The organism is Nonomuraea sp. NPDC052129 (genome assembly GCF_040680095.1).
In the GTDB taxonomy this organism is placed as follows: Bacteria; Actinomycetota; Actinomycetes; order Streptosporangiales; family Streptosporangiaceae; genus Nonomuraea.
On sequence record NZ_JBFAVX010000003.1, the window covers coordinates 563,294 to 576,604 of the forward strand.

11 protein-coding genes and 1 pseudogene are annotated in these 13,311 nt (G+C 69.0%); 5 read left to right on the forward strand and 7 right to left on the reverse strand.

Features of this window, described 5'->3' with window-relative positions:
- The first annotated feature begins 16 nt into the window (after positions 1-16).
- The 4 genes from AB0L53_RS10735 (at position 17) to AB0L53_RS10750 (ending at position 4,633) form a co-directional block, all read left to right on the forward strand.
- Positions 17-853 carry a helix-turn-helix transcriptional regulator gene (locus tag AB0L53_RS10735; protein ID WP_358434144.1) on the forward strand — a complete coding sequence of 279 codons (837 nt, stop codon included), beginning with the start codon at positions 17-19 and terminating at the stop codon, positions 851-853.
- A 199-nt stretch (positions 854-1,052) separates the two neighbouring features.
- Positions 1,053-2,144, forward strand: a complete 1,092-nt coding sequence (locus tag AB0L53_RS10740; protein WP_363992724.1) for a CapA family protein — start codon at positions 1,053-1,055, stop codon at positions 2,142-2,144.
- Positions 2,145-2,184: 40 nt separating this feature from the next.
- Positions 2,185-3,909 (forward strand): SDR family oxidoreductase, encoded by a 1,725-nt coding sequence (locus AB0L53_RS10745; RefSeq protein WP_363992725.1) that lies wholly within the window; start codon positions 2,185-2,187, stop codon positions 3,907-3,909.
- A 43-nt stretch (positions 3,910-3,952) separates the two neighbouring features.
- Positions 3,953-4,633 carry a TetR family transcriptional regulator gene (locus AB0L53_RS10750; RefSeq protein ID WP_357954995.1) on the forward strand — a complete coding sequence of 227 codons (681 nt, stop codon included), beginning with the start codon at positions 3,953-3,955 and terminating at the stop codon, positions 4,631-4,633.
- A gap of 91 nt (positions 4,634-4,724) precedes the next feature.
- On the opposite strand, the gene AB0L53_RS10755 is transcribed toward AB0L53_RS10750, so the two are convergent.
- Positions 4,725-5,090 (reverse strand): hypothetical protein, encoded by a 366-nt coding sequence (locus tag AB0L53_RS10755; RefSeq protein ID WP_358180379.1) that lies wholly within the window; start codon positions 5,088-5,090, stop codon positions 4,725-4,727.
- Between the two features lie 164 nt (positions 5,091-5,254).
- Here AB0L53_RS10755 and AB0L53_RS10760 point away from each other — a divergent pair, with 164 nt between their 5' ends.
- Positions 5,255-5,785, forward strand: a complete 531-nt coding sequence (locus AB0L53_RS10760) for a tetratricopeptide repeat protein (protein WP_225299024.1) — start codon at positions 5,255-5,257, stop codon at positions 5,783-5,785.
- 213 nt (positions 5,786-5,998) lie between these two features.
- On the opposite strand, the gene clpB is transcribed toward AB0L53_RS10760, so the two are convergent.
- From clpB to AB0L53_RS10790, 6 genes and pseudogenes are all read right to left on the reverse strand, one after another.
- Positions 5,999-8,569 carry an ATP-dependent chaperone ClpB gene (gene clpB / locus AB0L53_RS10765; RefSeq protein ID WP_363992726.1) on the reverse strand — a complete coding sequence of 857 codons (2,571 nt, stop codon included), beginning with the start codon at positions 8,567-8,569 and terminating at the stop codon, positions 5,999-6,001.
- 50 nt (positions 8,570-8,619) lie between these two features.
- Positions 8,620-8,925: pseudogene (locus tag AB0L53_RS10770) on the reverse strand (helix-turn-helix transcriptional regulator); the annotation flags it as partial.
- A 3-nt stretch (positions 8,926-8,928) separates the two neighbouring features.
- Positions 8,929-10,113, reverse strand: coding sequence for a molecular chaperone DnaJ (dnaJ, locus tag AB0L53_RS10775; RefSeq protein WP_363992727.1), 1,185 nt, complete (start codon positions 10,111-10,113; stop codon positions 8,929-8,931).
- A 20-nt stretch (positions 10,114-10,133) separates the two neighbouring features.
- Positions 10,134-10,730, reverse strand: a complete 597-nt coding sequence (gene grpE / locus AB0L53_RS10780) for a nucleotide exchange factor GrpE (RefSeq protein ID WP_358546655.1) — start codon at positions 10,728-10,730, stop codon at positions 10,134-10,136.
- A complete protein-coding gene (gene dnaK / locus AB0L53_RS10785) occupies positions 10,730-12,601 on the reverse strand; it encodes a molecular chaperone DnaK (protein WP_363992728.1) in 1,872 nt (623 codons plus the stop codon). The genes grpE and dnaK overlap by 1 nt, the downstream gene beginning before the upstream one ends.
- Positions 12,602-12,874: 273 nt before the next feature.
- Positions 12,875-13,219 carry a hypothetical protein gene (locus tag AB0L53_RS10790; protein ID WP_363992729.1) on the reverse strand — a complete coding sequence of 115 codons (345 nt, stop codon included), beginning with the start codon at positions 13,217-13,219 and terminating at the stop codon, positions 12,875-12,877.
- Positions 13,220-13,311: the final 92 nt, after the last annotated feature.

Here is a 13,311-nt window from a genome sequence, read left to right on the forward strand (position 1 = left end):
TAGTGAAGGGGTGACCGTGACAGAGGCAAGGCGCTCCGATTTGTCGGCGTTCCTGCGCACCCGGCGCGAGCGGATCACCCCCGAGATGGTCGATCTGGCGCCCGGGCCCCGCAGGCGCACTCCCGGCCTGCGCCGAGAGGAGGTCGCCCAGCTCGCCGGGGTGGGCGTCACCTGGTACACGTGGCTGGAGCAGGGGCGGCCGATCAACGCCAGCAGCCAGGTGCTCGACGCGATCTCGCGTACGCTCCGGCTCGACACGGCCGAGCGGGAGCACCTCTACCGGCTGGCGGGCCAGCCGGGCACACCCGTCCTGGCCGGTTCCACCCCGGTGACGCCGGAGATGCAGGCCATACTCGACCAGCTCGGCGCTATGCCCGCGTGCATCACCAACAGCCGCTGCGACGTGCTGGCCTGGAACCCCGCCTACGCGACGATCTTCCCCGAGATCGTCGACGCCCCGGAGGGCGAGCGCAACTCGCTCTGGCAGACGTTCATCAGCCCCTCGTGGACGACCATGCTCGTCAACCGCGACCATGAGCTGCCGCGCGCCGTCGCCGTCTTCAGGGGCGCCTACAGCCGCCACACCGACGACCCGTGCTGGCAGGACTTCGTCCGGCGGCTCGCCGCGGAGAGCGCCGAGTTCGCCAGGCTGTGGGCCAGGCAGGACGTGGCCGAGCCCGGGCCGCGGGTGAAGACGTACGAGCATCGTGAGATGGGCCGGATCGGCTTCAGCACGACCAGCTTCCACCTCTCGTCGGCGCCGGAGACCCGCATGATCGTCTACTCGCCGCAGGACCAGCGGTGCCTCGACGCCATGACCCGCCTCATGGCCGGCGCTGCCTCGGCGTCGTAACCCCGCTCCACGGCCGGCGCTGCCTCGCCGTCGTGACCCTGCGGTGCCTCGGCCTCATGACCGGCCTCATGACCGGCCTCATGACCGGCCTCATGACCGGCCTCATGACCGAAGGTCAGCACCCCTAGGCCGCGCGTGATTCATCCGCTCATGGCATGCTCGATGGCTGAAAGTCAGGATCGAGCGGAAGTAGCCGCACATGAGAGTCCCCCGCCCCCTTCTCGCGGCGCCCCTCGCCGTGATGCTGGCCTCGGCCGCCGCGTGCTCGGCGGCCGAGTCGAAGCAGCCGCTGAAGAGCGAACAGGCGGCGGAGAAACCGAAAGAAGCGCCCGTCGAAACCACCCCCGCCGCCCCCACCCGGAAGCCGTACACGATCTCGTTCGGCGGGGACGTGCACTTCGAGGGCGGGCTCCGTAACCGGCTCGCCGCGCCGCGCACGGCGCTCGGACCGATCGCGCAGGTGCTGCGCTCGTCCGACCTGGCGATGGTCAACCTGGAGACGGCGATCACGACGGGTGGCACGCCCGCGCCCGGCAAGCAGTACACATTCCGGGCGCCCGAGACGGCGTTCGGCGCGCTGAAGGCCGCCGGGGTCGACGTGGCGTCGATGGCCAACAACCACGGCATGGACTACATGGAGACCGGGCTCGCCGACTCGCTGGCGGCGATCAAGCGGAGCAAGTTCCCGATCGTGGGCATCGGGGCGAACTCCACCCAGGCCTACAAGCCGTACAGGAAGACCGTCAACGGCAACCGGGTCTCCATCATCGGGGCCACGCAGGTGCTCGACGCCGAGTTCATCCAGGCGTGGACGGCGACGCCCGACAAGGGCGGGCTCGCGTCGGCCAAGGACGAGGACCGCCTGCTCCAGGCCGTACGGCAGGCGCGCAAGAACTCCGACACCGTCATCGTGCACCTGCACTGGGGCACCGAGATGCAGAAGTGCCCCAACCCGGCGCAGCTCGCGCTCGGCCCGAAGCTGGTCAAGGCGGGCGCCGACGTCGTGGTCGGCGGGCACGCGCACATCCTGCTCGGCGCCGGGTACATCGGCAACAGCTACGTCAGCTACGGCCTGGGCAACTTCGTCTTCTACAACTCCACGGCCGGCACCACCGGCAGGACCGGCGTGCTGACCCTCACCATCAAGGGCCGCAAGGTGCTCAAGGACCAGTGGACGCCCGCCACCATCCAGGGGGGTATACCGATCCCGATGACGGGCACGGCCAAGACGCAGGCGGTGGCCGACTGGCGGGCCCTGCGATCCTGTACGGGGCTGGCAGCCCGCCCTTGACGAGATCTATCATTGGACTCCAAGTCCAATAGGAGGCGCCATGCGCTGGGTCGAGTCCGATGACGTACGGCTGGCGGTCTTCGAGGAGGGCGATCCCGGCGACCCCACGATCGTGCTCGTCCACGGTTATCCGGACACGCACCGGGTCTGGGACGAGGTCGCCGAGCGACTGCGTGACCGCTTCCACGTGGTCCGCTATGACGTACGCGGCGCGGGCGCCTCGACGGCCCCACGCCATACCGGCGACTACGCCTTCCACCGGCTCGCGGGCGATCTGGCGGCGGTGCTCGACGCGATCGGCAAGCCCCGGGTCCACCTCGTCGGGCACGACTGGGGCTCGCTGCAGGGCTGGGACGCCGTGTCCCGTCCCGGCGTCCGGGACCGCATCGCCTCCTTCACCAGCTTCGGCGGTCCTGGGCTCGCGCAGGCACGCCACTTCATGCGGCACGGCAGGCGGCGCGACGTCCTGGCGCAGGCGGTCAGGTCCTGGTACATCGGCGCCTTCCGGCTCCCGGTGCTGCCCGAGCTGGCCTGGAGCACGTTCATGCCGCGGGTCCTGGAGCGGTCGATGCGGCGGGACGAGGGCCTCGAACCCAGACCGGGCCACCCGGCAGACACCCTGAGAAGCGACGCCCGCAACGGGCTGCGCCTCTATCGGAGCAACATGGGCTCCGACCACTCCGGCGGCGATGTGCCCGACCACGTTGCCGTGCCCGTTCAGCTCATCGAGGCGACGCGGGATCCGTTCGTCGGCCCGGCGTTGCCGGCCTCGCTGGGGGAGGGGGTCCCCAGGTTCTGGCACCGCAAGATCGCGGCCGGGCACTGGGTCCAGCGCAGCCATCCCGATGTCATCGCCAGGATGATCGCCGAGTTCGCCACCCACGCCGACGGCGGCGCGCCGACCAGGAGCCTGCGCGGGGCCCGTGTCGAGGTAGGGCGCAAGGCGTTCGACGGGCAATTGGTGGTGATCACCGGCGCGGGCAGCGGCATCGGGCGCGCCACCGCGCGGGCCTTCGCGGCGCACGGCGCCGAGGTGGTCTGCGCGGACCTCGATCGCGAAGCGGCGGCTCGTACGGCTGACGGCATCGCCAAGGACCTCGGCGGTACGGCACACGCCGTACGAGTCGATGTCGCCGACACCACCCAGATGGAAGACTTCGCCGGAAATATCCGCACTGAGTATGGAGTGCCGGACATCGTGGTGAACAATGCCGGGATCGCGGTCAGTGGGCCGTTCCTCGACCACTCGGTCGACGACTGGCGCAGGACCCTCGACGTCAACCTGTGGGGCGTCATCCACGGCTGCCGGCTGTTCGCCGCCCAGATGGTCGAACGCGGAGAAGGCGGCCACATCATCAACATCGCCTCGCTGGCCGCGTTCGTACCGTCGCGACTGCTGCCCGCCTACTCGACCTCGAAGGCGGCGGTGAAGATGCTGAGCGACTGCCTGAGAGCGGAGCTGGCCGGACAGGGCATCGGGGTCAGCGTCATCTGCCCCGGTTTCGTGTCCACGCCCATCGCGCACAACGCCACGTACGTCGGACCGGACATGAGGGATTCGGCCGAACAGGGGCTGGCCCGCCGCGGCTATCCGCCCGAGCGCGTCGCCGCTCATATCCTCCGGGCCGTACACCGTGACCAGGCCGTTGTGCCGGTCAACGCGGAAGGGAAGATCGGCTACGCGCTGTCGAGGATCTCGCCGGGAGCGCTGCGGCGGTTCGCGAGAGTGACCGGCGTCACGCGAAATCCGCCATTCGCCAGGTAACGATCGTGCACTTGGGGGGAAGATGGAGCACGTGTCCTCCCCGATGATTGAAGACGGCTGCGCGGCGCCCAAACCGCTCCGGCGGCAGCCGACGCAGCGCCGCAGTGCCCGCCGCGTCGAGCGGATGCTCGACGCGACCGCCGAGCTGCTCGACGAGATCGGCTACGAAGGGCTCTCCACCACCCGCATCGCCGAGAGAGCCGGTGTCGCGATCGGGTCGGTCTACCAGTTCTTTCCCGACAAGCGGGCCATCACGCAGGAGCTGACCCGGCGCAACGTCGAGCAGTTCGTCTCCCGGGTCGGCCGCCGGTTCCTCGAAGAGGACTACCGCGGCTGGTGGGAGGCGGTCGACGCGATCATCGACGAGTTCGTCGACATGCATCGGAGCGTGCCCGGGTTCAGGAATCTGCGCTTCGGCGACGTGGTCGACCTCAACCTGCTCGACTCCGACTCCGACAACAACATGGTGATCGCCGGTCGGCTGCGCGGGCTGCTGCTGAAGGAGTTCGGGCTGGCCGACAGCCAGGAGCTCGACATGGCCGTGCTGGTCGCGGTCGAAGCGGGCGACGCCGTGCTGAAGCTGGCCTTCCGCCGCGATCCGGACGGCGCGCCGGAGATCATCGAGGCGGCCAAGCAGCTGATCCGCGGCTTCCTGTCCCGCCAGCTCAAGTCCTGGCCCTCGGGAGGCGCCCGGGCCCTCGATGAGGGGTCACGGCCCTCGTGAAGCGTCACGTCTGTCTGGCGTGAAGCGTCACGCTTGACCCTCGTGGAGCGTCTGGCCCTCGTGGAGCGTCACGCGCCGGGTTGCTGGGCCGTCAGTGGGCCGCGTGCAGCTCCCTGAGGAGCTCCGGCAGCCAGGCGGGAGTCGAGCCGCGAGGGTCGTACCTGGACTGGAGCCTGTCGCCCGATTCCGGGACGAGCGCGGAGGCGGGCGGCGGGTGCGGCTGGGTGCGAGAGGTGTCGGTGCCCGGCGCGCACGGTGTCAGGAACGTCACCGACCGTGCGTCACGGGCCTCCCTGATCATCCTGGTGTGCAGTCTCGCCTCAAGCGCGTGCAGGTTTCGCTCCGCCGATTCGATGGCCTCCAGACGGGCCGAAAGGTAGCCGACCGCCCCCGGAATCACGGCGGACAGCACGACGAGGCAGACCAAAATGAAGGTCATCTGCCTGGACAGGCCCATCGCGACTCCCTCCACTAGCGGACGAGCGCGACGGTAATATCCCCTCCGACCAGCACAGACACGCTGACTGTAGTCACACTTTAACGCTACGTTGCCGAACCTGTGCGAGATCCGCGATGTGCATTGACCGGGCAAAACCGCAAGCGGCTCGGTAGTCTCGCGGTGTGGCGCATGTGACCCGTGAGCACCTTGATCGCCTGCTAGAGCAGGCACTGCTGGCCGACGACCACGGTTCGCTGGCCAAGCGGCTGTACGACGTCGCGCTCGGCTATTCGACGGGCGACGTTTCCAGGGCATCCATCCTGGTCCTGGCCGCCGAGGAATGGCGGGCGGCGGGACAGCCCGCGCGTGCGATGGAGTGTTTCCAGCGTGCGATGGAGGACGGTGGTGAGTCGAGCATCGACCCGCGAGCCGGCATCGCCGACACGCTCTTCGAGCTCGACAGGCCGGACGAGGCTAGGGAGGTCATCGAGACCATCCGTGCGGAGGGCAGAGCCACCACGGCGACCGCCCACACGATCGCCGAGACCCTGGTCGCCTACGGTGACCTGCGGGCTGGGCACGAGTGGGCGACCCAGGCGGTGCTGGCCTGCGACGAGGACGACCCCGAGCACGTGGCCCTGCTGCGTACTCGCTACCGCATCAGGGTGGACCTCGGCCTACCGGAGGACGACCTCGACGCCCTGGTGTCCTGACCAGGGACACCACGGAAGGGCGGACGTGACCGGCCCGGTGGGTGGCGCGAGCCTGCCCACGGGCAGGTGACGCGCTGTCGGCCGTTCGGTGCGTGGCTGCGCCGTGCGTCAGTACAGGACCTACGAAAACCCAGGACCTCCGAAAGCCAACCGGCTGCCGTGGAATGATGACGCCCGGGAACCCACCGGTTCCCGGGCGTCACGTATCAGACCTCAGCCGCGGACGATGGACAGCTCGTCGTCGTCCAGGTCCACCAGCACCCGGTCGCCGTCCACGACCTCGCCCGACAGCACCGCCTTGGCCAGCTTGTCGCCGATCGCCGACTGGACCAGGCGGCGCAGCGGGCGCGCCCCGTACATCGGGTCGTATCCGGTGAGCGCCAGCCACTCGCTGGCCGCGTCGGTGACCTCCAGCGTGAGCCTGCGGTCGGCCAGCCGCTGGGCCAGTCGTTCGATCTGGAGGTCGACGATGCGCGTCAGCTCTTCCGAGCCGAGCGCGTCGAACAGGATCACGTCGTCGAGCCGGTTGAGGAACTCCGGCTTGAACGAGCTGCGCACCGCGCCCATCACGGCCTCGCGCTTGGCGCCGTTGGCCAGTTTGGGGTCGACCAGGAACTGCGAGCCGATGTTGGAGGTGAGGATCAGGATCGTGTTGCGGAAGTCGACGGTACGGCCCTGGCCGTCGGTCAGCCGGCCGTCGTCGAGCACCTGCAGCAGGATGTCGAAGACCTCGGGATGGGCCTTCTCCACCTCGTCGAGCAGCACCACCGTGTAGGGCCGCCGCCGGACCGCCTCGGTGAGCTGGCCGCCCTCCTCGTAGCCGACGTAGCCGGGAGGCGCGCCGACGAGCCGGGCGACGCTGTGCTTCTCGGAGTATTCGCTCATGTCGATGCGGGTCATCGCCCGCTCGTCGTCGAACAGGAACTCCGCCAGCGCCTTGGCCAGCTCGGTCTTGCCGACACCCGTCGGGCCGAGGAACAGGAACGAGCCCGTGGGCCTGTCAGGGTCGGAGATCCCGGCCCGGCTCCGGCGTACGGCGTCCGAGACAGCCTGTACGGCCTGCTGCTGCCCGATGAGGCGCCGCCCCAGCTCCTCCTCCATCCGCAGCAGTTTGGCCGTCTCAGCCTCCAGCAGGCGGCCCGCCGGGATGCCCGTCCAGGAGGAGATGACCTCGGCGATGTCGTCGGCGCCGACCTCCTCCTTGACCATGGCGTGGTCGGGCGTCGCGGCGTCGGAGGCGGCCCGCAGGGCCTGCTCCAGGCGCGGCACCTCGGCGTACATGAGCCGGGAGGCGGCCTCGAAGTCGCCGTCGCGCTGCGCCCGCTCGGCGCCGCTCCTGGCCTCGTCGAGCTGCTTCTTCAGCTCGCCGACCTTGTTGAGGCCGGCCTTCTCCAGCTCCCAGCGGCCGACGAGGGCGTTGAGCTCCTCCTGGCGGTCGGCCAGCTCCTTGCGCAGGCGTTCGAGCCGCTGGATGGAGGCTTCGTCGGTCTCCTTGGAAAGGGCCAGCTCCTCCATCTTCATCCGGTCGACGTTGCGCTGGAGCTGGTCGATCTCGACGGGGCGCGAGTCGATCTCCATGCGCAGCCGGGAGGCGGCCTCGTCGACCAGGTCGATGGCCTTGTCGGGCAGGAAGCGGTTGGTGATGTATCGGTCGGAGAGCGCGGCGGCGGCGACCAGCGCGCTGTCGGCGATCTGGACCTGGTGGTGGGCCTCGTAGCGGCCCTTGAGCCCGCGCAGGATCGCGATCGTGTCCTCGACCGTGGGCTCGCCGACGTAGACCTGCTGGAAGCGGCGCTCCAGCGCGGGGTCCTTCTCGATGCGCTCGCGGTATTCGTCGAGCGTCGTGGCGCCGATCATGCGCAGCTCGCCGCGGGCCAGCATGGGCTTGAGCATGTTGCCCGCGTCCATGGCGCCCTCGGCGGCGCCCGCCCCGACGACCGTGTGCAGCTCGTCGATGAACGTGACGATCTGCCCGTCGCTCTCCTTGATCTCGGAGAGCACGGCCTTGAGTCGCTCCTCGAACTCGCCGCGGTATTTGGCGCCCGCGACCATCGCGCCGAGGTCGAGCGAGATGAGGCGCTTGTTGCGCAGCGACTCGGGCACGTCGCCGGCCACGATGCGCTGGGCCAGGCCCTCGACGACGGCCGTCTTGCCGACGCCGGGCTCGCCGATCAGCACCGGGTTGTTCTTGGTGCGCCGCGACAGCACCTGCACGACCCGGCGGATCTCGGAGTCGCGGCCGATGACCGGGTCGAGCTTGCCGTTGCGGGCCCGCTCGGTCAGGTCGACGCCGTATTTCTCCAGCGCCTGGTAGGTGTCCTCGGGCGTCTCACTGGTGACGCGGGCGTGACCGCGTACCTTCTCGAAGGCGTCGAGCAGCGCCTGAGGCGTCGCCCCCTGGGACTTCAGCAGCTCGGCCACCTGGCCGCCGTCGGTGGCCAGGCCCACGAGCAGGTGCTCGGTGGAGACGTAGTCGTCTTCGAGCCGCTTGGCCCGCTGGGCGGCCGTGTTGATCACGCTCAGCAGCTGGCGGGAGCTCGACGGGGCGCTCACGGTGGAGCCCTGCGCCTTCGGCAGCCCGGCGAGCTGCTCCTCGGCCTTGGCGCGCAGCGTCTTCCAGTCGGCGCCGACGGCTTCGAGCAGCGGAATGGCGGTGCCGCCCGTCTGGGCGAGCAGGGTGGTCAGCAGATGGGCCGGCGCGATCTCCGGATTGCCCTCCGCGGCGGCACGCCGCATGGCCCCGGAGAGAGCTTCCTGGCTCTTCTGGGTGAGCTTGTAGTCCATGTGTTCTAGGCCCCCGGTGGCAGCTCGTAGCGGATCAGCGCCCTGACCATCTGCATCTCAGCGCGGAGGCGGTGAACCTCCTCACGCAGCCGCAGAGCCTCGTTCTCGAGCTCGAGAATCCGCTTGATGCCCGCGAGGTTGATGCCCTCCTCCTGGGAGAGCCGCTGGACCTCGCGGAGCTGGATGATGTCGCGGGTGGAGTAGAGGCGGCCGCGCCCCGCCGTGCGGCCTGGACAAACCAGTCCGAGCCGGTCGTACTGTCGCAAGGTCTGTGGATGGAGGCCCGACAGCTGCGCGGCCACCGAGATCACATAGACCGGAGTCTCATCTGACAGGTCGAAATAGTTGGCGTCCATCGGCTACTCGCTTCTGGCTCTCTGTATGAGATCAGCCCGCGGGTCCTCGCCCGCCGTCGCGGTGTTGAACTCCGTGAGGAGCTCGCGGGACTTGTCGTCCAGTGTCTTGGGGACGAGCACCTCGACGGTGGCGAGCAGGTCGCCCTTGGTGCCGTCCTTGCGGGCGACGCCCCTGCCACGGACCCTGAACGTGCGGCCGTTGGGCGTGCCCGTCGGGATGCGCAGCGTGACCGGCAGCCCCTTGAGTATCGGCACCTTGATCTCGGCGCCGAGCGCGGCCTCGGAGAACGTCACCGGCACGGTGATGGTCAGGTTGTCGCCCGTCCTGCCGAAGACGGCGTGCGGTTTGACGTGCGTGAGGATGTAGAGATCGCCGGCCGGGCCGCCGTTCTCGCCCGGGGCGCCCTTGCCCTTGAGCTTGACCCGCTGCCCGTCGGCCACCCCCGCGGGGATGCGCGCCTGGATGTTGCGGGTGCTCTTGGCCCGGCCGCTGCCCTCGCACACGGGGCAGGGGTCGTCCACGAGCAGGCCGCGGCCCTTGCAGTCGCGGCAGGGCTCGGAGAAGGCGAAGTTGCCCAGGTTGCGGCTGGCCGCCCCCGTGCCCTCACAGGTCGGGCAGACCCGTGGGGTGGTGCCGGCCTTGGCCCCGGTGCCGCTGCAGGCCGTGCAGGCGGCCGAGCTGGTCATTCTGAGCGACACCGTGGAGCCGTCGACCGCTTCGGAGAAGGTGAGCGTGACCTCGGACTCGACGTCCTGGCCACGTCGCGGCCTGGTGGCGCTGGTCGTACGGGCCGAGCCGCCGCCACCGCGGTTGAACAGCCCGCCGAACAGGTCGCCGAGCCGCTCACCCGCCCCGTGGCCCTGCTGCTGCTGGTTGGCGGTGCCCCCGAACAGGTCGCCGAAGTCGAACGGGAAGCCGCCACTGCCGGGACGCTGACCGCCCACCCCGGACCCGAACAGCGTGCGCGCCTCGTCGTATTCCTTGCGGCGCTTGCTGTCGGACAGGACGTCGTTGGCTTCGGAGATCTCCTTGAACTTGGCCTCCTTGGTCACGTCGCCCTGGTTGGTGTCGGGGTGGTATTGCCTGGCCAGCTTGCGGTAGGCCTTCTTGATGTCATCGGCCGTGGCTGACTTGGGCACACCAAGGACGGCGTAGTAGTCCTTCTCCAGGTAGTCCTTGGTGCTCATCTATCGCCCTTCGTTCTTCGTCAGTTGTCGTCGTCGGACGCCGGGGGGGCGTCTTCTGGCTCCGCCACGGCCACCCGCGCCGGGCGAAGCACCCGGTCACCCATCCGGTAACCGGGCTGGAGCACCTCGATCGCGGTCGGCTCGGTGACGTCCGGCGAGTAGCTGTGCATCAGCGCCTCGTGGACGGTCGGGTCGAACGGGTCGCCCTTCTGGCCGAAGGAGTTGAGCCCGAGCTTGGTGACGGCCGCTTCCAGTGACTCTGCCACCTTCGCGAAGCCACCGGTGAGCTCGCCGTGATCACGCGCCCGGCCGATGTCGTCGAGCACGGGCAGGAGCTCCTGGAGGGCGCTCGCGACGGCCTGCTCCCGCACGGCGCTGCGGTCACGTTCGACCCGCCTGCGGTAGTTGGTGTATTCCGCCTGGAGGCGCTGCAGGTCGGACGTCCGCTCGGAGAGCTGCGCCAGCAGGTCTCCGTCCTGCGCCGCCGCCTCACTGGCGGCGGGAGGAGGGGGAGCGTCCTGGTCCTGCGGTCGTTCGCGCACCTGACCCGTCTCCGGGTCGATCTTGCGATTGTCGCGGATCACCGGCTCGTCGTGCCCGTTGTCACGCGTCGGCATCACTTGTCCTTCTTCGGCTGGTCTTCGTCGACGATCTCGGCTTCGACCACGTCGTCATCGGCCTTCTGCTGCTCGTCGGCCGCGGCGTCCTGCGGGGCGCCCTCGCCGCCGGGCTGCTGGCCCTGGCTCTGCGCGTAGATCGCCGAGCCCATCTTCTGGCTGACGGTCGCGAGCTTCTCGGCCGAGGTACGGATGACGTCGGTGTCGGTGCCCTCCAGAGCCTTCTTCAGCTCGGCGAGCGACTCCTCGACCTCGGTCTTGATCTCGCCGGGGACCTTGTCGTCGTTCTCGCGGAGGAACTTCTCCGTCTGGTAGGCGAGCCCGTCGGCGTTGTTGCGGACCTCGGCCTCCTCGCGGCGCTTCTTGTCCTCGTCGGCGTAGGACTCGGCCTCGCGCATCATCCGCTCGATGTCGTCCTTCGGCAGCGCGGAGCCGCCGGTGATCGTCATCGTCTGCTCCTTGCCCGTGCCCAGGTCCTTGGCGGAGACGTTGACGATGCCGTTGGCGTCGATGTCGAAGGTGACCTCGATCTGCGGGATGCCGCGCGGCGCCGGGGCGATGCCGGTCAGCTCGAAGGTGGCCAGCTTCTTGTTGTAAGAGGCGATCTCACGCTCGCCCTGGTAGACCTGGATCTGCACCGACGGCTGGTTGTCCTCGGCCGTGGTGAAGACCTCGGAGCGCTTGGTCGGGATCGTCGTGTTGCGCTCGATGATCTTGGTGAAGATGCCGCCCTTGGTCTCGATGCCCAGCGACAGCGGGGTCACGTCGAGCAGCAGGACGTCCTTGACCTCACCCTTGAGCACACCGGCCTGCAGGGCGGCGCCGATGGCGACGACCTCGTCCGGGTTGACGCCCTTGTTGGGCTCCTTGCCGCCGGTCAGCTCCTTGACGAGCTCGGAGACGGCGGGCATGCGGGTCGAGCCGCCGACGAGCACCACGTGGGCGATGTCGGAGACCTTGATGCCGGCGTCCTTGATGACCTGGTGGAACGGGCCCTTGGTCCGCTCGAGCAGGTCGGCGGTCAGCCGCTGGAACTCGGCCCTGGTCAGCTTCTCGTCGAGGTGCAGCGGGCCCTCGGAGGAGGCGGTGATGTAGGGCAGGTTGATGTTGGTCTCGGCCTGGCTGGACAGCTCGATCTTGGCCTTCTCGGCGGCCTCACGCAGGCGCTGGAGCGCCATCTTGTCCTTGGACAGGTCGACGCCGTGGGCGTTCTTGAACCGGTTGGCCAGCTCGTCGACGACCCGCTGGTCCCAGTCGTCACCACCGAGGTGGTTGTCGCCGGAGGTCGCCTTGACCTCGACGAAGCCGTGGCCGTCCTCCTGGCCGACGTCGAGCAGGGACACGTCGAAGGTGCCGCCGCCGAGGTCGAAGACCAGGATCGTCTGGTCCTGCTCCTTGTCGAGCCCGTAGGCGAGGGCCGCCGCGGTGGGCTCGTTGATGATGCGGAGCACGTTGAGGCCCGCGACCGTGCCGGCCTCCTTGGTGGCCTGGCGCTGCGCGTCGTTGAAGTAGGCCGGGACGGTGACCACCGCGTCGGTGATCTTCTCGCCCAGGTAGGCCTCGGCGTCCTGCTTCAGCTTCTGCAGCACGAAGGCGCTGATCTGCTGGGGGGAGAACTTCTTGCCGTCGATCTCCTGGGACCAGTTGGTGCCCATCTCCCGCTTGACGGAGCGGATGGTCCGGTCCACGTTGGTGACGGCCTGTCGCTTGGCGACCTCGCCGACCAGGACTTCGCCGTTCTTAGCGAAGGCGACCACGGACGGCGTGGTCCGCGAGCCCTGCGCGTTGGCGATGACGGTGGGCTCACCGCCCTCGAGGATCGAGACGACGGAGTTGGTCGTCCCAAGGTCGATACCTACCGCACGTGCCATGAGTACGTCCCTGTAGTTAAAGTTGAGTCGGTCAGACTCAACGTACGAATGCCCGGGGTGTTTGTCAAACAGCTTGAGCCTACTCGACTCAACCTGACCCCGGGCACCCGTATTCCCCCTGAGAGTTCCCCCCTCAAACCCTGACGAGACCCCGGCACGACAAGGGTCGCGTGCCGGGGTCTCGTCGTTCCCCTCCTGAAAGTCTCCCGCCCGAAACTGGCGGGCGCCGGCGCGACAGGGGTCGTGTGCCGGGGTCTGGGTCTGTTGAGAGGTTCAGGGCTTGGCGCCGTCCAGCACCTTGCGCTTGCCGAGCGGGGTCTTGAGCTTGACGGTCGTCGTCTTCTCCACCGCGATCATGATGCAGGCGACGTCCTTGGCCTTCGGGGCGGTGCCCTCGTACAGGGTGACCTTGACGCTCTTGCGCGTCTCCTTGACCTTCACCCGGTCCAGGACGGTGCACGGGGCCACGCCCGACCACCAGATGAGCTTGAGCTTGCGGCCGTGGGACGTCGGTTGCGCCTTGGTCCAGCGGACCTTGTGCGTGTTGATGGTGTCGCCCGTGGGCTTGACCGGTTTCGGAGCCTTCGTGGGAGTGGTCTCAGCGGGAACACTCGCCACGGGGTCAGTGGTGACCGGCGTCTGTGGGGCGGGGGCAGTGGCCTGCTTGGCAGGCGCCGGGGCCCCGCAACTCGTCGCAAGCACCAGACATC